The 24,230-nt window shown below is 63.7% G+C and carries 20 protein-coding genes; 3 read left to right on the top strand and 17 right to left on the bottom strand.

Annotated features, from left to right (window positions below):
* Position 1: 1 nt before the first annotated feature.
* From rhaM to DDF70_RS00540, 6 genes are all read right to left on the bottom strand, one after another.
* Positions 2–325, bottom strand: coding sequence for an L-rhamnose mutarotase (gene rhaM / locus DDF70_RS00515; protein ID WP_114942915.1), 324 nt, complete (start codon positions 323–325; stop codon positions 2–4).
* Entirely contained in the window at positions 322–1,368 is a 1,047-nt protein-coding gene (locus tag DDF70_RS00520) for an ABC transporter permease (protein ID WP_114942916.1), read from the bottom strand. Before DDF70_RS00520 ends, rhaM begins: the two co-directional genes overlap by 4 nt.
* Positions 1,365–2,384, bottom strand: a complete 1,020-nt coding sequence (locus DDF70_RS00525; protein WP_114942917.1) for an ABC transporter permease — start codon at positions 2,382–2,384, stop codon at positions 1,365–1,367. Before DDF70_RS00525 ends, DDF70_RS00520 begins: the two co-directional genes overlap by 4 nt.
* A gap of 29 nt (positions 2,385–2,413) precedes the next feature.
* On the bottom strand, positions 2,414–3,931 hold the full coding sequence (locus DDF70_RS00530) for a sugar ABC transporter ATP-binding protein (protein WP_114942918.1): 1,518 nt from the start codon (positions 3,929–3,931) through the stop codon (positions 2,414–2,416).
* A 78-nt stretch (positions 3,932–4,009) separates the two neighbouring features.
* Entirely contained in the window at positions 4,010–5,005 is a 996-nt protein-coding gene (rhaS, locus tag DDF70_RS00535; RefSeq protein WP_114942919.1) for a rhamnose ABC transporter substrate-binding protein, read from the bottom strand.
* Between the two features lie 36 nt (positions 5,006–5,041).
* The gene (locus DDF70_RS00540) at positions 5,042–5,854 is read right to left on the bottom strand and encodes a DeoR/GlpR family DNA-binding transcription regulator (protein WP_114942920.1); all 813 of its coding nucleotides are present in this window, start codon (positions 5,852–5,854) and stop codon (positions 5,042–5,044) included.
* Between the two features lie 243 nt (positions 5,855–6,097).
* Between DDF70_RS00540 and DDF70_RS00545 the strand changes: the two genes are divergently transcribed.
* Entirely contained in the window at positions 6,098–8,203 is a 2,106-nt protein-coding gene (locus tag DDF70_RS00545; RefSeq protein ID WP_114942921.1) for a bifunctional rhamnulose-1-phosphate aldolase/short-chain dehydrogenase, read from the top strand.
* Between the two features lie 116 nt (positions 8,204–8,319).
* A complete protein-coding gene (gene rhaI / locus DDF70_RS00550) occupies positions 8,320–9,615 on the top strand; it encodes an L-rhamnose catabolism isomerase (RefSeq protein WP_114942922.1) in 1,296 nt (431 codons plus the stop codon).
* 4 nt (positions 9,616–9,619) lie between these two features.
* Here rhaI and DDF70_RS00555 read toward each other — a convergent pair whose 3' ends face one another.
* From DDF70_RS00555 to coxB, 4 genes are read right to left on the bottom strand one after another with little or no spacing between them, the layout of a single operon-like run.
* Entirely contained in the window at positions 9,620–10,147 is a 528-nt protein-coding gene (locus tag DDF70_RS00555) for a DUF421 domain-containing protein (protein WP_114942923.1), read from the bottom strand.
* Positions 10,148–10,172: 25 nt separating this feature from the next.
* Positions 10,173–10,529, bottom strand: coding sequence for a hypothetical protein (locus DDF70_RS00560; protein ID WP_114942924.1), 357 nt, complete (start codon positions 10,527–10,529; stop codon positions 10,173–10,175).
* A gap of 1 nt (position 10,530) precedes the next feature.
* Entirely contained in the window at positions 10,531–13,098 is a 2,568-nt protein-coding gene (locus DDF70_RS00565; protein ID WP_114942925.1) for a cbb3-type cytochrome c oxidase subunit I, read from the bottom strand.
* Positions 13,095–14,120 (bottom strand): cytochrome c oxidase subunit II, encoded by a 1,026-nt coding sequence (gene coxB, locus DDF70_RS00570; RefSeq protein ID WP_245435313.1) that lies wholly within the window; start codon positions 14,118–14,120, stop codon positions 13,095–13,097. Before coxB ends, DDF70_RS00565 begins: the two co-directional genes overlap by 4 nt.
* Positions 14,121–14,293: 173 nt before the next feature.
* Here coxB and DDF70_RS00575 point away from each other — a divergent pair, with 173 nt between their 5' ends.
* Entirely contained in the window at positions 14,294–14,839 is a 546-nt protein-coding gene (locus DDF70_RS00575; protein ID WP_114942927.1) for a c-type cytochrome, read from the top strand.
* On the opposite strand, the gene DDF70_RS00580 is transcribed toward DDF70_RS00575, so the two are convergent.
* From DDF70_RS00580 to DDF70_RS00610, 7 genes are all read right to left on the bottom strand, one after another.
* Entirely contained in the window at positions 14,836–15,786 is a 951-nt protein-coding gene (locus tag DDF70_RS00580; protein WP_162820166.1) for a hypothetical protein, read from the bottom strand. The genes DDF70_RS00575 and DDF70_RS00580 overlap by 4 nt on opposite strands.
* Positions 15,783–16,280, bottom strand: a complete 498-nt coding sequence (locus tag DDF70_RS00585; RefSeq protein ID WP_114942929.1) for a c-type cytochrome — start codon at positions 16,278–16,280, stop codon at positions 15,783–15,785. Before DDF70_RS00585 ends, DDF70_RS00580 begins: the two co-directional genes overlap by 4 nt.
* Positions 16,271–16,810 (bottom strand): DUF3341 domain-containing protein, encoded by a 540-nt coding sequence (locus tag DDF70_RS00590; protein ID WP_114942930.1) that lies wholly within the window; start codon positions 16,808–16,810, stop codon positions 16,271–16,273. The genes DDF70_RS00585 and DDF70_RS00590 overlap by 10 nt, the downstream gene beginning before the upstream one ends.
* A complete protein-coding gene (nrfD, locus tag DDF70_RS00595; protein WP_114942931.1) occupies positions 16,807–18,120 on the bottom strand; it encodes an NrfD/PsrC family molybdoenzyme membrane anchor subunit in 1,314 nt (437 codons plus the stop codon). Before nrfD ends, DDF70_RS00590 begins: the two co-directional genes overlap by 4 nt.
* Before the next feature lie 4 nt (positions 18,121–18,124).
* Positions 18,125–21,037 (bottom strand): TAT-variant-translocated molybdopterin oxidoreductase, encoded by a 2,913-nt coding sequence (locus DDF70_RS00600; protein ID WP_114943268.1) that lies wholly within the window; start codon positions 21,035–21,037, stop codon positions 18,125–18,127.
* Between the two features lie 5 nt (positions 21,038–21,042).
* Entirely contained in the window at positions 21,043–21,693 is a 651-nt protein-coding gene (locus tag DDF70_RS00605; protein WP_114942932.1) for a cytochrome c3 family protein, read from the bottom strand.
* Between the two features lie 147 nt (positions 21,694–21,840).
* The gene (locus DDF70_RS00610; protein WP_114942933.1) at positions 21,841–24,153 is read right to left on the bottom strand and encodes an FdhF/YdeP family oxidoreductase; all 2,313 of its coding nucleotides are present in this window, start codon (positions 24,151–24,153) and stop codon (positions 21,841–21,843) included.
* Positions 24,154–24,230: the final 77 nt, after the last annotated feature.

Genomic DNA, 24,230 nt, shown 5'->3' on the forward strand with positions numbered 1-24,230 from the left:
CTCACGCCATATGGAAGACGGTGACGAGGGGCATGTCCACCGGCGAATTGTCGGGATTCGTCGCCATGATGTCGGCCATGTGGGCCCACCAGCGCTTCATGACCGGATGGTTCGGCAGATCGGCCATGCGGTGATCCGCGGATCGCCAAAGGACGCCGAACAGGATGCCGGTCTCCCGGTCGAGATGGATCGAGTAATCCTCGACACCGGCCTCTTTCAGAAGCTCCAACAGTTCCGGCCAGATCTCGTCATGCCGACGGCGATACTCGTCCTCCATGCCAGGATGGAGTTGCATCTTGAAGGCGTATTTTTCTTTTCCTGTCATGCTGCGGCTCTCGAGCGGATGCGACGGATGACGATCGGCAGCGCGATCACGAGGATCAGCAACAGGCCTATGAAGATCGACATGACGATGCCCGGAACATTGAGGAGCCCAAGGCCGAAGGTGACGAGGCCCATGACGATGGCGGCCAGCACCACGCCCGGAACGGTGCCCGAGCCCCCGAGAATGCTGACGCCGCCGAGCACCGCCATGGTGACCACCTCGAGTTCCCATCCTGCCGCGATGGTGTGACGGGTCGAGCCCAGACGCGAGGTGAGGCAGACGGCCGCGAACCCGCTCATGAGACCTGTCAGCAGAAACAGCATGAACTTGGTGCGTTGAACCGGAATGCCGGAGAACTGCGCGGCAAAGGCGTTGTTGCCGATGGCGTAGATCCGCCGCCCGAAAGCGGTCCAGTGAAGCAGGACGCCGAAGATGAGGGCGAACACCACGAAGGCGACCATCTCGAAGGTGACGACCTCGAAACCAGGAAGGGTCGGCCACCAGGAAAAGTCGGACATGTAGCCCTGGCCGAACCAGGCGAAGCTCGCCGGATAGCCGCCATAGGCCTGGTCGCCGAGCACGATCTGGGCAATGCCCCGGAACAGACTCATGGTGCCGATGGTCACGACGATGGACGGAAGCCCGATGCGCGCCACCAGGAAACCGTTGAAGGCTCCGCAGAGCAGCCCGACACCGAGCCCGATCCCGACGAGAGCCGGCGTCTGGAAGCCGGCCTGCACGGCCGCCCCCATGGCGGTCGACGCCAGGGCGATGATCGCGGCGACGGAAAGATCGATTTCGCCCGAGATGATCAGCAGCGTCATCGCGAAGGCGATCATCGCTTTTTCCGTGAAGTTGTAGGTGGCATCCGACAGGTTCCACGGATCGAGGAAGTGCGGAGATGCGAAGGAATTCGCGATGAAGATCGCGATGGCGACGGCCGCGAGCAGGGCTTCCCAGCTGCCGAGGATCCGGCCAGCCGGTGTCGAGAGCTTGTCGGGGATATGTCGCGGCGGCTGCTTCTCGAACGTCAGCGTGCTCATGCGGCGGCTCCTTCGACCTTCACTCCAGCCAGGGGCGGCCTGCTTTTCGCGGCATCGCGGAGGATGAGGCGGCCTTTCCGCTTCTCCTGCCGCGCATTGAAGAGAACCGCCACGATGATGACGAAACCGGAAATGGCCATCTGCCAGAACGGAGAAATGTTGATCACCGGCAAGGCGTTCTTGATCACGCCGAGGAACAGGGCTCCGAGGATCGCGCCGCCCACGGAACCGATCCCACCGAGCGTGGAGATCCCGCCGATGACGCAGGCCGCGACCGTGTCGAGCTCGAAGCCGGCGGCGATGTCCACATAAGCGACCGCATAGCGCGACACCCAGAGATAGCCGCAGAGCCCCGCCAGGGCGCCCGACAGCACGAAGGCGAAGAAGCGCGTGCGCCCGACATCGATCCCCGCATAAAGCGCCGCCGTCGGATTGCCGCCCGCCGCGTAGAGCGATCGTCCGAACACCGTGCGCGTGAAGACGAGCGTGATGAGCGCGATCACCAGGATGGCCGTCCAGCCGAGCAAGGGCAGGCCGAGCAAGACGACACGCGGCGTATTGAGGAAGGTCGCGGTCATCTGCGTCTGGTTGACCCAGGCCCCACCCGAGAGCACGAAGGCCATGCCGCGATAGATCGTGAGCGTGCCGAGCGTCGCCACGATGGATGGAATGCCGATCTTCCAGACCATGAGGCCGTTGACGGCACCGAGGAACGCCCCGATGCCCATTGCCATCACGATGAGAAGAGGCAGCGGGATCTGCGGATAGGCGGCGTTCGTCATGGCGATGGCCATGCCGGTGAAGGACAGGTTCGCGGCGACTGAGAGGTCGATGGACTTGGTGAGGATCACGGCCATCTGGCCGAGCGCCAGGATCATCAGGATCGACGTATCGTTGAAGATGTTGGCGAGGCTCTCGGGCGAGGCGAATCCCGGCGCGCGCGACGAGAAGATCGCGATCAGCACGACGATGATCGCCACCAGCAGGAGTTCACGGTATTTCAGGATTCGGCTCATCGGTCATCCTTGTTCCCTGTCATGCCGGTTCAGGTATTGCCCGTCGCGGCCCGCACGAGCATCTCGGCATCGAGACCGTCGCGCTCCCACATCCCGGCCATACGCCCTTCGTGCATCACCATCACGCGATCGGACATGCCGAGAATCTCAGGCAGTTCGGACGAGACCATGATCACGCTCAGCCCCTCGCCCGCGAGCTCGCTCATGAAGGCATGCACAGCCGCCTTCGAGCCGATGTCGATGCCCTTCGTCGGCTCATCCAGGATGATGACCTTCGGCCGGGTGGCGAGCCACTTGCCGATCACCACCTTCTGCTGATTGCCGCCCGACAACGTGCCGACGGGGACTGAGAGCGCCGCCGCGCGAAGGTCGAGCCGCTCCGCATATTTCCGCGCCAGGGCGAACTCCTCCGCCTGCCGCAGGAACCCCGCCCGGGTGGTCCGGCCGAGCGTCGCCATCGAGATGTTCTGGAAGATCGGCATCTGCAGAACCGCACCGTGGCGTCCACGCTCCTCGGGCACGTAGACGATGCCCGCCGCGATGGCATCCGCCGGCGAGCGGATGTCGATCCGCCGTCCTTCGAGCTCGACGGTTCCGGCGCTGGGGCGGGTGATGCCGAACAGGGCTTGGCAGAGTTCCGAGCGCCCCGCGCCCACCAGACCGTAGAGGCCCAGGATCTCGCCGCGCCGCAGGTCGAAGGAGATGCCGTCGAACTCCGTCGGATGAGCATAGCCCGAGACTTCGAGAACGGTGTTTCCGATGGCTACATCCACCTTCGGAAAAACATGATCGACCGAGCGGCCGACCATCATGCGGACGATCTCGTCCTGCCCGGTCTGCGCCAGCAGGCCGGAGCCGATCGAACGGCCGTCGCGGAACACAACGAAGCGCTCGGCGATCTGGTAGACCTCCTCGAATTTATGGCTGATGAAGAGGATCGCCTTGCCCTGCTTCTTCAGCCGCTCGATGATCCGGAAAAGGTCCTCGACCTCCTTGTAGGAGAGCGCGGCGGTCGGCTCGTCCATGATGACGACGCGGGCCTCGACGGAGAGAGCGCGCGCGATGGCGACCAGATGCCGATGCGCGATCGAGAGGTCTTTCAAGCGGGTATAGGGGCTGATCGGCGCGTCGATGGAGGTGAGCAGAGCCGCGGCGCGTGCGTTCATGGCGCCCCAATTGACGAGCCCCAGCCGATTTCGCGGCGCGTGACCAAGAAAGATGTTCTCGGCGACGGAGAGCTCGTCGAAGAGCACGGTCTCCTGATGGATTGCCGTGATGCCGCTCCGGATCGCCGCCTCGGCGTTCGCGAAATGCACGGCGGCTCCATCGACGACGATCTCACCGCCATCCGGCTGATAGATGCCGGTGAGAATCTTGACGAGCGTCGACTTGCCCGCGCCATTCTCGCCAATCAATGCCGTCACGGTGCCGGGATAGAGCGCGACATCCACATGGTCGAGCGCCTTGACTCCGGGAAACGACTTGGAAATGCCGCGCATCTCCAGAAGCGGAGTCTGGACGTCGGGAACCGCTTGAACCACGGACATGGGAAACCCTGTCAATCGTCGATGAGAGAAAGGAGGGCGCGGCCACCCCGCGCCCTCTCTCCGAGTGGCTTGTCGATCTCAGAAGATCTTGGCGAACTCGTCGACGTTGTTCTTGTCGTAGACGAAGGGATCGGCCATCGCGGCCTCGCCGTTGTCGCCGATCTTGATCTTGCCCATGCGGCCGGCATTGATCTCCGCGCCCGGCTTGCCGTCGGTCTCGCCCTTGACGAGGCGATAGGCGATCTGCGTGGCGGAATAGCCGAGATCGATCGGGTTCCAGATGGCGAATTCCTTCGTGGCGCCGGAATGGACCGCACCGGCCATTTCCGAGGGAAGCCCGAGACCCGTCACGTAGACCTGCCCGATCTTGCCGGCATCCTTCACCACCTGCGAGGCGGCGAGCACGCCGACCGTCGTCGGAGCCACGATCACCTTCACGTTCGGATGGGACTTCAGCAGGCCCTGAGCCTCACGATAGCTCTTGTCGGCCAGATCGTCGCCATAGACGGTCGTGACGAGGTTCAGCCCGGGATATTTCGGAAGCTGCTTCTTCATCTCGGCGATCCAGGTGTTCTGGTTCGTCGAGGTGGAGGTCGCGGACAGGATCGCGAAATCGCCCTTGCCGTCCGGCAGGTGATCCGCCGCGAGCTTCAGGCACATGTTGCCGATCAACTCGTTCGAGGACGGGTTGAGGTGCACGATGCGACCGTCCTTGCCGACGGCGGAATCCCAGGAGATCACCTTGATGCCGCGCTGCGCGGCCCGCTTCAGCGCGGGAACGACGGCATCGGGATCGTTGGCCGAGATCGCGATCGCATCGACGCGCTGGGCGATGAGTGCGTTGATGACCTCGATTTGCCCTTCGGCGGTCGTGCTCGTCGGCCCGGTATAGATCACCTCGACACCGCCAAGCTCCTTCGCGGCTTCCTGGGCGCCCTTGTTGGCCGCCTCGAAGAAGCCGTTGCCGAGGGATTTCGCGACGAGACCGATCTTCACATTCTGAGCGCTTGCGGAGCCGGCGAAGAGTGCCAGACCCAGCGCGGTGCCGAGGGCAAGCTTTGCAAATGCCTTCATGTTCTTCCTCCCTTTCCAAACACCTCTCGCCGGCTCTCAGGCCGCCGATGAGGCTTCCACAGACTGATCCGCCGCCGTCGTTCCGGCGATGATCAGTTTGATTCCTGCATTTTCGATCATGGTCCTGGCTGAGTCCGGGATGGCGTCATCGGTAATCAGCGTCGAGACTCGATCGAGCGGGCAGAGAATAAGGCTGGAGCGACGCTGGAACTTGGTGGAATCCACCATCAGAACCAGCTCGTCGGCCTGATTGATCAGCTTCTGCTCGGCCTGGATGATCAGAGCATCCTGCTCCATGACGCCGAGCGAGCCGACGCCCTGAGCGCCCATGAACATGCGCCGCGCATAGAAATTTCGGGTCACGTCATTCTCGAATGGCGAGAGAATGATGCTCTGGTCACGATAGATCGAGCCGCCCGGCAGCATGACCTGGTTCTTGGAATGCTTCACGAGATGCTCGGCGATGGCGAAGGAGTTTGTGAACACCTGCAGCCGTCGGGTCGTCAGGTAATGAACCATCTGAAATGTCGTGGTGCCGCCATTGATGATGATGGCGTCCCCCTCCGTGCACAAAGCCACGGCCTCCCGGGCGATGGCCCGCTTCTTCGCAATGTTCTCGCTCTCCGACACGCGAAAAGGCTTGGCCGCAAGGCTGCCGATCTGTGCAGGGTGGAGGGCTTCGGCCCCGCCGCGGACGCGGCGCAAGCGCCCTTGAACGTGCAGGGCTGCGATATCGCGGCGGATCGTGGCTTCCGAGGCGGAAGTCAGTTCCACGAGATCCTGGACTGTCGCAACCGGCTTCTCCTGGACGGCGCTCAGGATGATCCGGTGCCTTTCGCGTTCGTGCATGGTTCCTCAACGGGTGGCTCAAGAATGATCGGAAGGATCGAGTACCTTTCAGGTTCACGCAAGTTCCGGCTTAGACTGCGCATCTAATCGCTCACAGTCAATCAAGATCGGCGTACCACCTTCGTATCATGATCAGTATTGATCAAATTTGATCGTTTTTGGTTGACAATCCTGGAGGCTCCCGCCACCTTTCGGCTCAAATCCGGGGCGCTGTGCGCCCTCATGAGCGGATAGGAGGAAACCGTGGACACCGCGACCCAAGCCGTCAAACTCCTCGAAAATCAGTGGGACGACGCCAAGGCGGCTACCTTGGACGAGCCGGGCCTGCTGCTCTACCGCTCCAATCTTCTCGGCGCCGATAAGCGGATCACCAATTACGGCGGCGGCAATACGTCGGCCAAGGTGCTCGAAACCGATCCGCTGACGGGCGAGAAGGTCGAGGTGCTCTGGGTCAAGGGCTCCGGCGGCGACGTGGGAACGATCAAGCTCGACGGCTTTGCCACGCTTTACATGGACAAGCTTCGATCGCTGAAGAACATCTACAAGGGTGTCGAGGACGAAGACCGGATGGTAGGCTTTCTGCCCCACGCCACCTTCAATCTCAACACGCGCGCGGCCTCGATCGACACTCCCCTCCACGGCTTCCTTCCCTACAAGCACGTGGATCACATGCACCCGGATGCGATCATCGCGATTGCGGCGTCGAAGAACTCGCGTGAGTTGACCAGGGAGATCTTCGGCGACGAGATCGGATGGCTGCCCTGGCGCCGCCCCGGCTTCCAGCTGGGTCTCGATCTCGAAGCTTTCGCCAAGGCCAATCCCAATGCCAAAGGTGTGGTGCTCGAAAGCCACGGCCTCTTCACCTGGGCCGACGATGCCAAGGAATGCTACGCACTCACCTTGCGGATCATCAATCAGGCCATCCAATGGTTCGCCGAGCGGACGGCCGGCAAGCCGGCCTTCGGCGGCGCCGTGACCTCCAGTCTCTCGCGGGACGAGCGCCGCAAGATCGCCGCGCGCCTGATGCCGGAGATCCGCGGGAAGATCGGCCAAGCGGAGCGCAAGCTCGGACATTTCGACGACCAGGATGCGGTGCTCGACTTCGTCAACTCGGCGAACCTGAAGCCTCTCGCCCAGCTCGGCACCAGCTGCCCCGATCACTTCCTGCGCACGAAGATTCGCCCGCTCGTCCTCGATTTCGACCCGACGACGCCGGACGCCGATGCGGAGCCTGCCGGTCTCGATGCGGCCCTGGAGGCCTATCGCGCCGACTACACGCGCTACTACGAGCAGTCGAAGCATCCGAATAGCCCGAAGATGCGCGATCCCAATCCGGTGATCTTCCTGATCCCTGGCGTCGGCATGTTGTCCTTCGCCCGCGACAAGGCGACGGCGCGCATCGCGAGCGAGTTCTACGTCAACGCCATCAATGTGATGCGTGGCGCCTCCTCGGTATCCGAGTACCAGGGTCTGCCCGAGCAGGAAGCCTTCGACATCGAATATTGGCTGCTCGAGGAAGCCAAGCTCCAGCGCATGCCGAAGCCGAAGAGCCTTGCCGGGCGTGTTGCCTTTATCACCGGCGGCGCTGGCGGCATCGGCCGTGCCACGGCAGAGCGTCTGGTGGGCGAAGGCGCCTGCGTGGTGCTGGCGGATATCGATGAGGAATCGCTGACCACGACGTTGCAGGATTTTTCCAAGCGCTTCGGACAGGACTCCGTGCGCGGCGTGAAGCTCAACGTCACGAGCGAACCGAACGTCCTGTCCTCCTTCGTCGAGGCGAGCGTCGAGTTCGGCGGCATCGACATCCTCGTGTCCAATGCTGGCATCGCGTCTTCGGCTCCCGTGGAGGACACCGATCTCGCCATGTGGAACCGCAACATCGACATTCTGGCGACCGGCTATTTTCTCGTCTCCCGGGAAGCCTTCCGCCTGTTCCGACGCCAGAAGCTCGGCGGCAATATCGTCTTCGTCTCGTCGAAGAACGGTCTCGCCTCCTCGCCTAACGCCTCCGCCTATTGCACCGCCAAGGCCGCCGAAATCCATCTCGCCCGCTGTCTTGCGCTGGAGGGCGCGGAAGCCGGCATCCGCGTGAACACGGTGAACCCGGATGCGGTGCTGCGCGGCTCCAAGATCTGGACCGGGGAATGGCGTGAGCAGCGTGCCGCCTCATCCAAGCTCGCCGTCGACGAGCTGGAGGAGCATTACCGCAAGCGGTCGCTGCTGAAACTGAACGTCTTCCCGGAGGACATCGCCGAGGCGATCTACTTCCTCGCCTCCGATCTTTCGGCGAAATCGACCGGCAACATCATCAATGTGGATGCGGGCAACGCGACATCGTTCACGCGATAAGCCAAGAGCATTTTTCGGTGAGGTTGATCCGGTTCAACGTCAAAAAATGCGGCAAAGCAAAGAGGGAGATGCTTCCACTTGAGTGAAAAAGCATCTCCAGCACCAGGGAGGACGCCATGACCGAACAGAGGATTGCAGGAGACATCGTCTCAGCCGACAACGAGAAGCGCATGAGCGCCTTGAAGGCGGATTACGATGCCTTGGGAGCCAAGCTCGCGCGCGACGGAGTCGACATCGACACCGTCACCGGCAAGGTCCGACAGTTCTTCGTGGCCGTCCCCTCCTGGGGCGTCGGCACGGGCGGCACCCGATTCGCCCGCTTCCCCGGGCTCGGCGAGCCGCGCAACATTTTCGACAAGCTCGACGACTGCGCGGTGATCCACCAGCTCACCCGCGCGACGCCGACCGTCTCGCTGCACATTCCGTGGGACAAGGTTGACGATCCGAGGCGGCTCAAGGCGCATGGCGATGCGCTGGGACTTAGGTTCGACGCCATGAACTCAAATACCTTCTCCGACGCTCCGGGCCAGGAGAAGAGCTACAAGTTCGGCTCCCTCAGCCACACCGATGCGGCGACACGCCAGCAGGCGATCGAGCACAATCTCGAGTGCATCGAGATCGGCGAGGCGATCGGCTCCAAGGCGCTGACGGTGTGGATCGGCGACGGTTCCAATTTCCCGGGGCAGACGAACTTCACCCGGAGCTTCGAGCGCTATCTCGAATCCATGAAGGCCATCTACAAGCGCCTGCCTGCCGACTGGCGCATCTTCTCCGAGCACAAGATGTACGAACCGGCCTTCTATTCGACCGTCGTGCAGGACTGGGGCACCAACTACCTGATCGCCACGGAACTCGGCGACAAGGCCTATTGCCTCGTCGATCTCGGCCACCATGCGCCGAACGTCAACATCGAGATGATCGTCGCCCGGCTGATCCAGTTCGGAAAGCTCGGCGGCTTCCATTTCAATGATTCCAAATACGGCGACGACGACCTCGATACGGGCGCCATCGATCCCCACCGACTCTTTCTCGTCTTCAACGAGCTGGTGGATGCGGAGCATCGCCGGGCCGAGAACTTCCACCCGGCCCATATGATCGACCAGTCGCACAACGTGACCGATCCCATCGAGAGCCTGATCCGCAGCGCCAACGAGATCCGCCGCGCCTACGCGCAGGCGCTCCTCGTGGACCGGAAAGTCCTCGAGGGCTATCAGGACGACAACGATGCCCTCATGGCGTCGGAGACGCTCAAGGCTGCCTACCGCACGGATGTCGAGCCGATCTTGGCGATGGCGCGTCTGCAGGCCGGCGGCGCTATCGATCCGATTGCGGCGTACCGCGCCAGCGGATACCGCTGGAGCGTCGCCCAGGAGCGTCCCGCCGTCGCGGGCGGTGGCGGAGGCATCGTCTGAAGATTCAGACCACTCCCTTCATGGTCTCGGCCTTCCCTCCGGCGTCCTCCTTGTCCATCCGGATAACGCTGATGGTCCCGTCGCCCTCGATATAGGCCCGCTTGACCTCGGAGCAGTGCTCGATGCCCTGCTCCCGAAGCTGGCTGTTGAGCTCCTCCGTCGTGATCATCTCCTGCCGCATGTTGCGCGGGAGCATCTTGCCGTTCTCGACCAGCAGGAGCGGCGGTGGCCGGGTGAGGCGCTGGAAGGCGGGGAAGTGGAAGCCGAGCCAGTCGATGGCGTAGTTCCAGAACACGATGGTGAGAACGAGAACGATCCCCTCGGTGACCGACTTGTACTCGCTCGCCATCGCGTTCTGCGACGCGTCGGCGATGAGGACGATCACGAGCAGGTCGGCGACGCCGATCACGCCGGTCTGACGCTTGAGCAGAAAGCGCAGGATCACGAACAGCATGATGTAGATCATCGTCCCGCGCACAATGGTCTCCAGGACCGAGTGAGAGGGTATGAATATCTCCTGCCAGTCGATCATGGTCGGACCTCGCGTATCGGGCGCATCATGCGCAGGCCGGAAGGATGAAGGCAGGAACGCCCTGCCAGAGAATGACGACGAGCGAGAGACCGCTGATGAGCGTTCCCGCCTGACTCATGAAGCGATCGGGTGCCGCAGCCTCCTCCCCGAGCCTGCCATGGACCTGGCGCGACCAGAGCAGCGACAAGGCTGCGATCGCAAGGGCCGCGAGCGTCGTGAGCAGCACGATGGCATGAACGCTTCCCACGCCGAGGATCGTCGCACCCGCCCATTCGCGGCCGCACAGGGTTGACGTCGCGCCGTAGATCACGGTGAACTGCACGGCCCAGGCAATGAAGCCTGCCAGCATCAGGAGCACTTGTCCCGTCCGCTGTCCGCTCATGCTAGACGCCTCCCGTCAGGCACGGAAAGCCGTGGACGACCGCGAGCCCGACCAGGCCCTGGCCGACCGTGTAGAACCAGAACAGCATCGTGTTGTCGAAGGTCGTGCGGCGGACGCTGTCTAGCCTGCCTGCGAGCCAGCGGGCAATGGTGTAGAGTCCCATGATGAGCGTCGTCAGCACGAAGAAGATCTGCAGGGACACGATGGCATAGACGGCCGCCCCATAGGCATGGACCGAGGGCCTCAGGCCCGCTTGCCACTGCGCCCAGAGATCCGTCGCAGAAGCGCCGCCCACACACAGCAGCGCCATGGCGATCAGGATCGGGACGGATCGCGGGCTGCGGCGATCATCCCCTCTCAAGCTGCGGCTCGCGTAGGCGATCAGCGCCGCGCTGACGATCAGGAGTGCCGCTGCGATGACGGGCGCAAGCCTTTCGGGGAGTTCGACGCCCTGCGGCGGCCATGCGCCGGGATTCACGAGCCACAGGAAGAGATAGGAGAAGATCAGACAGGTGAAGACCATGCCGGCGACGACCATCAGGACGATCATCGCCCACCAGGAATGGTTCATGGATCCGGTCGCGTAGACGGGAACGGCGATCCCGCCGCCGATATCGGCAGGCGGACGGACCGGGCCCGGATCGGTCTCCCAGAGCCACCAAATCACGCATATGATGGCAAGCACGCCGCAAATGGCCGATAGGAGCACCATCTTGACGGTGAGGAGCAGGAAGAACGCGGCCGTGAACACCGCGGCGAGCAACGGCTGCCAGCCGGGGCCTGGAACCTGCAGGATGTATTGCGGCCTCGCGTCGAACGGGCTCGTCACCAGCGTCTCGCGTCCGCCGGTGGCCGTGCCGGGCAGATAGTAGCGTCCGTCCTCCACATCCTTCGACAGGTTGGGCTCATCCCAGAGCGGGTCACGGCTGACCACGACCGGGATGCTGCGGGTGTTGTAGTTGGCGTTCGGGAGCCATTCGAGCGTGCTCGCATTCCAGACATTGCCGGCATTGTCGTCCGACGCGAAACGGAACTTGCGGGCAAGATCGAACAGGAAGAGCGCGACGCCGGCGGCGATCATGAAGGCCCCGACGGTGGAAACAAGGTTGAGCGCGTCCCATCCCATGCCGACCGGATAGGTGTAGACGCGCCGGGGCATGCCGATGAGGCCGGTGATGTGCATCGGCAGGAAGGTCACGTTGACCCCCACGAACATGAGGCCGAACACCCAGCGCCCGAGCCGTTCAGACAGAGCGTATTTGCTTGCCACCGGCACCCAGTAATAGAAGGCCGCGAAGAGCGGGAACACCATGCCGCCGATGAGCACGTAATGCAGGTGCGCCACCACGAAATAGCTGTCGTGCGCCTGCCAGTCGAAGGGTGCCATGGCGACCATCACGCCGGTGAGGCCGCCGAGGGTGAAGATAAACAGGAAGCCGATGATGAAGAGCGACGGCGTCGTCAGCTTCATGCGGCCCGATGCGATGGTGGCGATCCAGGCGAAGACCTGGATGCCGCTCGGCACCGCCACCGCCGTGCTGGCGGCGGAGAAGAAGCTCAGGGACATCTTCGGCAGGCCCGTGGCGAACATGTGATGCACCCACAGGCCGAAGGAGAGGAAGCCCGTCGCCACCAGGGCGAGCACGATCAATCGGTAGCCGACGAGCGGCGTCTGCGCCATGGCGGGGACGATCATCGACACCATGCCTGTCGCGGGCAGGAAGATGATGTAGACCTCTGGGTGGCCGAAGAACCAGAACAGGTGCTGCCACAAAAGCGGGTCCCCGCCCCTCTCGGCGATGAAGAACGGCCAGTCGAAGGCGCGCTCCATCTCGAGCAGCAGGGTGCCGAGAATGATCGCCGGGAAGCCGATGACGATCATGACGGCGAAGACGAGCATGGCCCAGGAATAGACCGGCATCTTGTCGAGGCTCATGCCGACCGCGCGGGTCTTCATCACGCCGACGATGATCTCGATGGCGCCCGCGATGGCCGAGATCTCGATGAAGCCGATGCCGAGGAGCCACCAATCCGCATTGTCGGCGGGAGAGTACTTCAATCCCGTGAGCGGCGGATACATGAACCAGCCGCCGTTGGGCGCGAGGCCGAAGAAGATCGTGCAGAAGAACACGAGGCCGCCGACGAAATAGGCCCAGTAGGCATAGGCCGAGAGGCGCGGAAACGGCAGGTCGCGCGCGGCCTGCATGTTCGGCAGGAGATAGACGCTCGCCGCCTCCACGGCCGGAACGGCGAAGAGGAACATCATCACCGTGCCATGCATGGTGAAGAGCTGGTTGTAGAGATCGTGCCCGACGAGATCGCTCTCCGGCGCCGCCAGCTGCACGCGCATGATCAGCGAGAGGATTCCCGCCAGGATGAAGAACAGGAACGCCGTGCCGACATACCACAGGCCCACATAGGTGTTGTTCACGGCCGTGATGAAGCTGAGGCCGCGCGGAGCTTTCCAGGCTTTCTTGAGCGCCTCGAACTCACCCGCGGGGCGCGGCAGCGGGTTGGGAAGCTCAGGCTTCCGCCCATCAAAGGCTCCGGAGCGCTCGGGTGCGTTCATTTCAAGCTCTCCAGATAAGCCGCCAATGCCCGCAGATCCTCACCCGTGAACGAGCCGTAGGACGGCATCCGCACGCCCGGCTTGATGTGCTGCGTGTTGGCGATCCAGCCGGCGAGCGTGCCGATGTTGTTGGGAAACTGGCCCGCCCCGATGGTGCGGCGGCTTCCCACATGGGTCAGGTCGGGTCCGAAGGCTCCATCGGCGTCGGTTCCGCGCACCACATGACAGGACCCGCATCCGCCGGCGCGGAACAGGTCTCGACCGCGCACGAGAAACGGCAGGTCCGGCGCCCGCGCGGGCTGCGCCTGCGCGGCTCTCCATCCTTCGAAAGCCCTGGGCTCCAGCGCCACCACGTCGAAGGCCATGCGAGCATGCTGGTCGCCGCAGAACTCGGCACAGACGCCACGATAGACACCGGGCCGCTCGGCCGTGAAGTTGAGACGGTTGATGCGTCCCGGGATCATGTCGACCTTCCCGCCCAGGTTAGGGATCCAGAAACTGTGGATCACATCGGCGGCGGTCACCGTCACCGTCACAGGCTGGCCGACCGGGATGACGAGCTCGTTGGCCGTGGAGAATTCAGGTGCCTCGCCTTCGGCCGCGTACTTCACCCGCCACCAATATTGCTCACCCACCACCTCCACCTGAAGCGCGCCGGGCACCGGCACGTCCGTGTCGCGCATGACGATCAGCCCGTAAGGCAGAAGTCCCGACAGAACGACGATCGGAAAGGCGAGCCCGCCAATGACGATGGTCCTGCGCCCGCCGAGCCAGGCCCGGCGCTCGGGCGGGGCGAAGATCGCGTAGAGCAGAAGCCCGGTGACGAGGAGGAAGATGAGCGTTCCGCCGACCGTCATGATGACGGTGAGCCAATAGATCCTAAGAGCATCGCCGCCCGCCGGATCGAGGGCCGACTGGACGCCGCTGCAGCCTGCAAGCGACAGCGCGCACATGAAGGCTGCCGCGCGGATCGTTGCCCTGCGCCGCCAAGGGAGGCCGTGCGGTGTCGTTTCCAGATCCATCCGCCCTACATGGGTCTTGCATGCATTGAACGGATAAGCTTGGCCGTGAGACTTGGTTCCCGCAAAACATCCTGCAGACGGTCGCCGGGCGAAGCATCTCATTCCATGATGTCAGGGCCGGAACGGAGTACGCGCCCGTCTGTTGCCTCGTCGGATCCCTTCAAGCAGAGCCCATGATCAGGCACTTTCTCCTGCGCATCGCCATCGTCCCGGCCCTTGCCGCATTGCCCTCCTGCAGCGACCAGCGGGAGGGGGCCGCCGCGTCGGCGATTGCAGGCGGCGAGCCTGGACGGGGCCGTGCACTTATTCAGGCCTATGGCTGCGGCACCTGCCACACGATCAGCGGCGTGAGAGGCGCCAGAGGCAGGGTCGGTCCCGAATTGAGGGACTACGCTCAGCAGCATCTGCTCGCAGGCTTTCTCCCGAACACGCCGCAGAACCTGATCGCGTGGCTGGTCGATCCCGTGGCGCTCAAGCCGCAAACGGGCATGCCGGCGCAGGGACTGACGGCGTCGGAAGCCCGCCATGTCGCAAGCTATCTCTATACCCTCGGGGCCAACGAGAACCCGGTCTATCCTCCCGATCCGCCGCTTCCACTCCGTGGGCAGGGAGAGACGACGGCGGATCTTCCGAAGGCGCCCCCCGGATCATCGGAGGCGGAGCCCCGCACGCGCCGCATCGTTCCTCATCAGGCCTCGGGTCCCGACGTAAAAAGTTAAGGCTCCGCCGCTGCCTCTTCCGCGTAAGTGGGGCGGAGCTGCATCACGGTTGTGAAAGCGGCGCCCCAGAGGCCCACGAGACCCAGCATGGAAGCCAAGTCGATCCAGGACGGGTTGCCTCGCGGTTGGAGAATCCAGACGAAATGGGTTCCGTGATGCAGCAGGGCAAGCGCACTTCCGACGATCATGCCGATCCGGCTCACGCCGGAGGGAACCAGCACCAGGATCGCAGCCAGCATCAAGCCATATGAAACCGCCACAAGGGTGAGGCTCTCGGGATCCGAACGCCTCGCGTACCATTCTGCGCCCTGCGGGAGATTGGCGAGCCAGACGATCAGGAACTGCGCGAACCATGTCCAGACCGAGAGCAGCGCCAGGGTCAGCAGCGCCCGCTCCAGGCTCTTCAGGCGCACAGGAGACGCGGGCTCGGTCTTGAGCAGGGCCACGAGGATGGCGATGGAAAGCGCCGCGAGAGCCTCGCTCAGGCCGAAGGCGAACCCGAACAGGCTCGACCACCAATGCGGCTCGCGCGACAGAACCCAGTCATAGGCGGACAGACTCATGACGGGGATCAGACAGGCCAGACCGATGGCGCTCGCACGGCGCACATGCGGCGTCCTGATCAGCCAGAACGCCAAAGCGGTGCAGATCGCCAGATAGATGGCGCTTCGCACCAGATAGAACGCCGGGTTCAGGAAGGCCGCCCGCAAGGGCGGCAGATCCGCTCGCCCGTGGGCCCAGGGAAAAACCTGTTCGAGCCCGAACGCGAGAGGGATTGCAAGAAGAAGGAGCAGCGGCAGCGTGAGGGCGGCCGCCTCGATCTCGCTGCGCACGGGAGCCAGCCAATGTTCGCTCATGAGATGGCCGAGCATGAGCACGACGAGAGAGCCCATCGCCAGTCCGGTCAGGCCGACGAACGCGATGTAGAAGACCTCCATCGCGCTCATGGCTTGGCCAATCCCTGATCGGGCGACGGGCCTTGTCCCCGTGACTGCAGGTCCTTCACGTAATGCGCGATGGCCCAGCGCTCCTCCGGCAGCACGCGATCCGCGTAAGAAAACATCCGCCCCTTGCCGTGGGTGATCACCTGGACGATCTGCTCAGGCGCAAGGGCGCGCAGCCGCTCCTCGTGATAGGACGACGGTGGTGGGAAGCCATGAGACACGACGGTTCCGTCGCCGCGACCGCTCGTGCCGTGGCATGGCGCGCAGAAGGCCCGGAACCGCTCTTCGCCGCGTGCCAGGAGATCTCGCGTCACCTCCGGTCCGGGAGGTGCAAGCGCCGCCTCCCGTGCGGCCGTGCCTCGAGCAATCGTTCCCGGGGGAACAGGCGAATAGGATCGCTGAACGGTGCGGGTCGAAGCGACCTCGTCGCGCTCCTCGGTGCCGATATCGCAGGCGGCCAGAAGCCCGGTCGCGACGAGGGCAAGCATCAGTCGCATGCCGGAACCTCCCGCACCGCCTGCGGTGACAGCCCCTGCAGGAAGTCCCGTGTGGACTCGCTGTCGAAGATCGGGTCCTCGCTCAGGACGCAGAGGAAGAACCGGTCGTTGGTGACCCGCTCGAAGCCGTGTACGGAAAAGACCGGATGATGAAGGCGAGGCAGCCGAAGGATCATGAGCAGGCCGAGCAGGGTCGCGGCCCCGGCCCAGAGGATGGCGACGATCAGCGTCGAGGGAATGAACGTCGGCCAGCTGTTGAGGGGGCGTCCGCCGACGTTCAAGGGATAATCGACGGCGTTCATCCAGTACTGGGAACCGTATTGGAGGCCCGCGCCAGCCAGGGCGGCCACGAAGGCGATCCACGGGACGATGCTGGTGCGGATGCCGAGTTCGTCGGCAAGGTCGGGCAGCGGAAAGGGACTGAACGCATCGATCCTGGTGAAGCCCGCGCGTCTCGCCGCCCGGACGGCGTCCATGAGGGCTTCCGGCGTTCTGAACTCGGCCATGATGCCGTAGGGGCGCTGCGTCATGACGATTTCTCCTCATGCTCGTCATGACGGGTCTCGAACATGGAGACCACCGGCAGGAAGCGCACGAAAAGCAGCAGAAGGCCTGCGAACAACCCGATGGTTCCAAGGAAGAGCCCCGTCTCGGCCAGCGTCGGGCTGTAGGTCCGCCAGATCGACGGCAGGTAATCGGTCTGGAGACCGCCGACGATGATCGAGAAGCGATCGAACCAGATGCCGACCCCGATGGAGATGCCGACGAAGACGCACGCGAGGGTGCTCCGGCGCGCGGCTTTGAGCCAGAGGAGTTGCGGAATCAGGATGCTGTAGACGATGGCCGTCCAGTAGAGCCCCGCGTAATCGCCCGTCAGGCGGTTGAACGTGGCCTCCTGGGCGATCCGATCCGCGAGCAGCGCCGCGACGATCTCGTCGACATAGAGATAGGCCGACACGAGGGCGCTCGCGAGGACGAGCTTGCCCAGGAGGTCGATGTCGCCCTCGTCGATATACGGCCCCAGCCGCAGGCCCCAGCGCAGCAGGACAGCAACGAGGAGAACGATGGACAACCCCTGCGCCAGTCCGGTGGCGACGAAGTGGAGCGGCTGGCGCGTCTCGTGCCAGTCGGGCACCAGGGTCACGGCGAATTCGAAGGCCACCGTGCTCTGCATGATGAGGATCAGGGGCAGCACCAGGATCGCAACGAGACGATAGGCGCGCTGATGATAGGCCCAGTCGCGGACCGACCCACGCCATCCGAGGGCGAAGACACCGTAGATGCGCTTGACATTCCTGCTCCGGGCGCGGTCGCGCAGGGTCGCGAGATCGGGAATGAGGCCCACATACCAGAGCAGGCTCGTGACGACCGCATGGGTGCTGATGGCCCAGAAATCCCACATGAGAGTGCTGCGGAACTGCGGCCAGACCTCGAAGGTCGCCGGGTACGGGAACACCCAGTAAAACAGCCAGGGGCGCCCGAGATGAAAGATCGGGAAGATCCCCGCGCAGACGACCGCGAAGAACGCCACCCCTTCCGCGAAGCGGTTCACCGCCGTGCGCAGATCGTGGCGGCGTAGCACCAGAATGGCGGCGAAGAGGCTCGCCCCGTTGGCGATGCCGATCCACCAGGCGTAGTTGATCAGGTCGAAGCCCCAGACGAACGGGATGTTGACGCCCCAGACCCCGATGCCGACGAACGTAACCGAGACCAGCGTGTAACCCAGGAGCAGCACGAGCGCGCCGGAGGCCAGGAGAGCTGCCCACCAGATCACGCCGAATCGGCGGGCGAGCGGAACTTCCGCGACTGTTCTCGTGACGGCCTGGGCCTCGCTGGTCATGCGGCTACCCGTTTTCGGAGGACGGTTCGATGCGGGCGAGATAGGTCGTGCGCGGCCTCGTGTTCAGCGTGCCGAGCAGCGCATAATTGCGCGGACTCGCCTTGAGCCGGCTCACGGCGCTATTGGGATCGTTCACGTCGCCGAACACGATGGCCTGCGTCGGGCAGGCCTGCTGGCACGCCGTCACGACCTCGCCGTCGCGCAGGGGCCTGTCCTCGATCCGCGCATCCGCGCGGGCCGCGCCAATGCGCTGGACGCAATAGGTGCATTTCTCCATGACGCCGCGATCCCGAACCGTCACCTGCGGGTTCATGGCATCGGGCGAGGCGGTGTAGTCCGTGCCCTGGTAATCGAGGAAGTTGAAGCGGCGGACCTTGTAGGGGCAGTTGTTCGAGCAGGTCCGCGTGCCGATGCAGCGGTTATAGACCATGTCGTTGAGCCCTTCCGCCGAATGCACCGTCGCGTTCACCGGGCAGACCACCTCGCAGGGCGCCTTCTCGCAATGCATGCAGGGCACGGGCTGGAAATAGGTATCGGGATTGGCCGGATCCCCGGCATGGTAGCGGTCGACCCGCAGCCAGTGCATCTCCCGTCCCCTCGCCACCTCCTCCGGCCCGACGACCGCGACGTTGTTCTCGGACTGACACGCGATGACGCAGGCATTGCAGCCGATGCAGGCATCGAGATCGATGGCCATGCCCCAGGCATGCCCCTCGTAGGACCAGTCCGGATAGAGGGAGGGCTGCTCCGTTGCAGCCTCGACGGCCTCCCGGTCGGAGGCGACCACGCGCACGATGTCGCGGCCCTGCAGCGAATGGTGCTGCTGCGTCGAGATCACCGGCATCCTCTCACCGGTCTTCCTGATCTCGCCCGAAGCGATCCAGGGCCGGCGGGACGGACGCACCGCATAGGCATCGAACCCGATGCCATTGCCGATCCTGCCGGCATGCCGGCGACCATGGCCGAGGGTCAGGGTCACGGCCCCCGGCGCATGCCCCGGCATGACCCAGACCGGTACGCGGATCACCCTCCCCTCGACCGTCAGGTCGATCGCATCGCCCGAGGTCAATCCGAACACGGTCGCCGTCTCCGGTCCGATCAGGGCCGCATTGCCCCAGACCTGTTTCGTCAGAGGCTTCGGCAGCTCCTGCAGCCAGCCGTTATTCGCATAGGAGCCGTCCCAGACGGATGGGTCGGGAGCGAATACCACATCGATTCCAGCCGAGGTGGCAGGAGCTTCCAGTTCAACTGCCAGCTCGGATCGTATCGACGCATCGACGCCTGGCAGGGCCGAACCCTCGATCACGCCGTCCTCGAGCGAGCGTGCCCAGCGCTCCTCGAAACCATCGCCCCAGGCCTCCCGCCAAGTCGCCTGGACGAGCGCCCGTCCATCCAGATTCTGCCCTGCCATGAGGCCGAGGAACTCCTCGGCGCTCAGCCCCGGCTTGAGCGGCATCGTTGCAGGCTGCCGCAAGCCCACAGTTCCATCGAAGGCCCGCAGGTCGCCCCAGCTCTCGAGCGGATGCGCTTCAGGAACATGCCAGCGGCAGACAGCCGCCGTCTCGTCCCAGTGCTGTCCGAGATGCAGCGACAGGGGCACCCGCCCGATAAGCGCGGTCAAGTCAATGTCGGCGGGTGCGGTATAAACCGGATTGCCTCCGAGAATGAGGAGATGCGACACCTCACCGGCTTGAATGGCCCCGGCCAGATCGGCCAGCGTGCGCGTATCGTTCGCCACCGACCTGACCGGTTCGATGGCGCGGACCGTCGTTCCGAACGCACCGATATGGGCATTGACCGCGTGAACAAGCGTGTGAATGCGGGCCGGTTGCTCGCGCCCCGCGACCACCAACCCGCGTGGTCCCGCACGGAGCAGGTCGTCCGCGAGTTTCGAGACGGATGGATGCGGAGTACCAGCAGGCGCAGGGCCGGCTCCCAGAGCAGCTGCAAGCGCCTGAACGAAGATTTCGACGTCTCGGGGCCTGAGAGAAATGCGTTCGTCCGCGCGAGTTCCAACAAGGCTGGGCCTCGTCTCGACGGCAGAGAGACGCGGCAGTGCCCGATCATTCCTCCTCCGTCGCGCCTGATAATCGGCGGCATAACGCAGGTGCCCCGCCTCCTCGGCGAAAAGATCGCCGCCCAAGGTGACGACGATGTCCGCCTGCGTCAGATCATAGACAAAGTCGAGATCCCGTCCGAATGCGGCCGTCGCGGCGGTTCGCCTGTTATCATCGTCGATAGGTGAAAACTCATGCCATTGCGCAAAAGGAAAGAGTTGCCGCGCCTGCGCCATCAGCCGGTGCAAGGTTGGCGAGGAGGTCGGCGGCATGAGGATATGCAGCCCCCGCCCTTCGTGCGCAACGAGCTCGTTGCGCACGAGGCGGATGAAGCTCGTGAGTTCCTCCCAACTTTGTGCCGATCCATTCTGCAGCGGGGACTCGGAGCGATCGGGATCGTAGAGGGAGAGGATCTCGGCCTGGGCGAACACATCCGTCGCACCGAAGCTTGCCGGATGCAGCGCATTTCCTTCGACCTTGACCGGCCGCCCTTCCTGCGCCTTCACCAGAACGCCCCGGCCATAACCATTCAACGGCAGAGACGTGGCGATGGTGACCGGCACGCCGGGCGCATAGCCCGTTAGGTTGTGGCTCTGCGACACGAGCGGAGCATTCTTTTCAGCCCCGCTGCCGTTGCATGCCGCAAGGCCTCCCAGGGCGAAGGAGGCGCCCATGAGCCTGAGGAGGGTGCGCCGGTCGATGGACGAAGCCTGCACGATGTCGGGGAATTCGGCCTCCACGTAACGGCGAACCTCCGGCATATCGGCCAGTTCTTCCAGGCTGCGCCACAGCCGTGGCCCGTCCTCATCTGCGAGGCGGGCCTTCAAGGCGTCGAGATCGAGTAATGCTTTCTCACGCATCGCGTCTACCGGTGGCATGTGCTGCAGCTGGTGAGGCGCCGGGATGCCTCCTGATAGAACACCCGCACATCCTCCGGCAGGTCATTGCCGTGCGGCTCGTAGCCCATCGAGAACACTGCTTCGCGCGGCCGAAGGTGCGGCGTCGGATCGCGATGGCAATCCAGGCACCATCCCATCGACATGGTCTGGGTCTTCACCGTTCTCGGCATCTGGTCCACGCGGCCGTGGCAGGTTTCGCAGGCCACTCCCTTGGCCACATGAACGGCGTGATTGAAATACGCGTAATCGGGCAGACGATGAACCGATGTCCATTCGATCGGCTGTCCAAGGAAGAAGCTCGATCTAATCGGTTCAAGGACGCTTGCTCCGATCCACACCTGCGAATGGCACGACATGCAGGTCTGGGCCGACGGCATTCCTGCATCCGCGGTGCGCTCCACGGTGGAATGGCAATAGCGGCAATCGATACCCAGCGATCCGCTGTGAAGATCATGCCTGAATGGAACGGGCTGCGACGCAGGCTTACCCACATTCCACGTACTGCCGGATCTCGCCCAGACATAAGCTGCCGCGCCTGCGGCAACGGCGCCTAGGCCGATAAGCACGATCACCACACGAAACAGAGTGGTTGCCGCCGGTGTGAAGAGCTGCGCCATTGCCTGTGCCGCGCACCCTTTACTGGTCAGGCAATGCGCCTGAGATGAAGCTTCGCTGTTGACACAATCGGTTCAGCGCAGCTTCGTTCCCTCAGGGCGTCCAAAGTTCGATACGTTCAGGACGAATTTCGAGTTCTAGCCGTTGAGTTATTCCGCCGCCTCCGGCTGCTGTTGCTGCATCAAGGCGATCCGAATCGGGATGGACTTCGCCGCCGGCACTTTGCTTTCATCCGCATGGTGCCAGACTGGGATCAGCGGATTGCATTCCGGATAATAGGCCCCACAACAGCCTTCAGGAATATCGTAAGGCGTAACGCGCAAGCCGTCCACCCGACGCATCACGCCGTCGTCGACGGCGGTCGTCAGGGTCACGAGGTCCCCTTCCGCCAGATTGAGGCGAGCGATATCGTTGCTGTTCATGAACAGAACCATGCGAGTGCCGCGCACGCCCCTGAACCTGTCGTGATAGCCGTACACCGTCGTGTTGAACTGGTCGTTGGAGCGCAACGTCATGAGCTGGAGGATATCGGCATTCTGCTCGGCAATTCCGAGATCGGCCTCCAGGCTCTTGGGGGGCGTGAAGTTGGCCTTGCCCGTTTCGGTTTTCCACTTCCTCTCGCGTGCCGCGATGGGACGGTGAAAGCCGCCCGGTTGCCACATGCGCTTGTTGAAGTCACGGAAATCTTCCGGATAGGTTTCCTCGATCGCGTCGCGTACGAGCGCATAATCGGCAACCCATTCATCCCACGGCACCTTGTCGTATGCCGGCAGCGTCGCCTTGGCGATCTCCGCGACGATCCGCGGCTCGGAGAGAAGGTCGGAGCTTGCCGGCTTGGCGATTCCCTTCGAGCCATGAATGCAGGCCGTCGAATCCTCGATGGATACGGCCTGAGGACCGGTTTCCTGCTCGTCGATTTCGATGCGTCCGAGGCAAGGCAGGATGTAGGAGATCTCGCCGGGAATGAGGTGATTGCGATTAAGCTTCGTCGAGATCTGCACGGAGAGGCGCAGGCGCGTCCAAGCCTCCTCCATGGCTGCCGTCTCCGGCACAGCCCGCACGAAGTTTCCGCCGAGCGCAACGAAGGCCTTGACCTCGCCTTTGATGATGGCTTCGCAAGTCTCGACCGTCGACAGTCCCTTCCAGCGCGGAGGCTCGAAGCCGTATTGCTCCTTGAGCTTGTCGAGAGGGACCAACTCGGGCTTCTCCGAGATCCCGACCGTCCGCTGCCCCTGCACGTTGGAATGGCCGCGCACCGGGCAGATGCCGGCGCCCGGCTTGCCGATATTCCCGCGCAGGAGAAGCAGATTGACGAGCATCTGCACGTTCTCGACGCCCGCCTTGTGCTGGGTTAGCCCCATTCCGTAGATGCCCATGGCGGCATTGGCCTGGGAATAAACGGTCGCGGCCGCTTCCAGAGCTTCCTGCGGCAGGCCGGAACGTCGTTCCAATTCGGGCCACGATGCCTGCCGGGCGGCGCGGGCGAACTCCTCGAAGCCGTGGGTATGCTCGGCGATGAACGCATGATCGAGAACCGGCTTGCCGCCAACCTCCCGGGCGCGATCGTCGGCTTCGATCAGGGCCTTGGCCATTCCCATGAGCGCCGCGATGTCGCCGCCGATCTTGAGCTGATGGTACTGTGATGAGATCCGAGTTTCCGATCCAGTCAGCATCTCGGTTGGCGCCTGGGGATTGGTGAAGCGCTCGAGGCCACGTTCCTTCAGAGGATTGAACGTGATGATGGGAACACCTCGCTTCGAGGCTTCCTGCAGCGGGTGGAGCATGCGCGGGCTGCTGGTGCCGACATTCTGGCCGAAGAACAGGATGCAGTCCGTCTTCTCGAAATCGTCGAGCATTACCGTTCCCACGGGAACGCCGATGCTTTTCGGCAGAGCGACAGAGGTGCTCTCGTGGCACATGTTGGAGGAGTCCGGCAGGTTGTTGGTGCCGTAGAGCCGGGCGAACAGCGCCCACATGTAGGAGGTTTCAAGCGAGGCGCGACCGGAGGTGTAGAACACCACCTCGCGCGGATCGAAGCCCTCCAGTTCCCGTCCGATCTCGTGGAATGCGTCCTCCCAGCTCACGGGCACATAGGTGTCCGAAGCGGCGTCGAAGCGCATGGGATGCGTGAGGCGCCCGGCCTCCTCAAGGTCGTGGTCGGCCCAGGTCCTGAGGTCGGAGACGGTATGCTCGGCGAAGAATTCGGGCGTCACCCGCTTCGTGGTGAGCTCCCATGCCGTCGCCTTGGCGCCATTCTCGCAGTATTCGAAAGGATGCGGATCCGCCGGCTTGGCCCAGGCACAGCTTACGCAGGCATAACCGTCAGGCTTGTTCTGCTTGAGCAAGATCGCATTGCCGCTGACGAGCCGCCCTTCCCTCGTCAGGATGCTCTCGACGGATCTAACGGACCCCCAGCCTCCTGCAGGCCCGGAATAAGGTTGGATCTTCGATTCATCGTTCATAGGGGCCAGCCTCCCGCTTGCCGCCGTTCACGCGCGGCGGTCGACACGACTGTCGACACGACTTATGTCAATGATCG

This window comes from Microvirga calopogonii (genome assembly GCF_003347665.1).
Lineage (GTDB): Bacteria > Pseudomonadota > Alphaproteobacteria > Rhizobiales > Beijerinckiaceae > Microvirga > Microvirga calopogonii.